The 1,004-nt window shown below is 57.9% G+C and carries 1 pseudogene; it reads left to right on the forward strand.

The features are described from left to right. Positions 1-1,004 (forward strand): annotated as a pseudogene (locus tag BQ9893_RS20975) (viral A-type inclusion protein); the annotation flags it as partial.

Raw genomic sequence — 1,004 nt, forward strand, 5'->3', positions numbered from 1 at the left:
ATTGGGAAGCCGTATTCGGGGACCTCGACAAGGTATCCTCCGAAAGCCTCCAATCCCTCCGTACCCGTCTGAAGGAATATATCGATACCCAGAAGGACTTGCAGCCGGACAGCCTGAAAGACCTGGTACGTGCCATCGATTCCATCGACAAGAAACTTAGCGAGCGCAATCCCTTTGCGGCATTAGAATCATCCATGTCGCGGGTAAAATCCACGACCTTATCCGTCAAGGAGGCCCAGGAAGCCTATAACAAGGCCGTGGAAGAAGGGACTGAAGCCGAGCAGAAGAACGCCCGGGCCGCACTGGATGCCGCCCGAAACGCGAAGCAGAGGGCACTGGCCGAGGCTACGGATGCCCTGCACGGCAGCGTGGGGCAGGTGAAGGAATACGTGGGAGCGGCAGAAGACCTGCTGGGACTGGTGGAACAGTTCGGTATCGATCCGCCGGAATGGATGGGTGAATACCTGGAAGGTTTGGGGCAGACGCTGGACGGCTTGGAAAGCATCGACCTGACCAAACCGATGAGCGTCATTACCGGCGGTGTCAAGGCGGTAAGCGGCGCGGTGAAGACTTTGTTCAGTCTGGGCGGCACCATCAACTGGAACGGAAGCAACGCGAAAGAGGTGCAGGCCACGATAGACCGGCTGACCAGCCGGAACGAAATGCTTCAGACTTCCATCGAGGACTTGACCGACACTATCAAACAGAGCAAGGGCACCAAATCTGTAGCCGCTTACCGCGACGCTTACCGGATGCAGAAAGAGACGGATTCCAACTACCTGCAGATGGCGATGGCGCAGGCCGGTTACCACGGCAGCCACCGCTCTTGGAATTATTATTGGGATGGTTTTTCCCAGGCACAGATAGACAAGCTGAGCGGGCAGATCGGCCGCCAGTGGGACGGCAGTCTGTGGAGCCTGAGTCCGGAGGAGATGAAGGCCCTCAGAAGCAACGTGGACATGTGGACACAGATACAGGACACGGGCAAGGGCGGTTACGGCGGG

It is taken from the genome of Parabacteroides massiliensis, from assembly GCF_900155425.1.
Lineage (GTDB): Bacteria > Bacteroidota > Bacteroidia > Bacteroidales > Tannerellaceae > Parabacteroides > Parabacteroides massiliensis.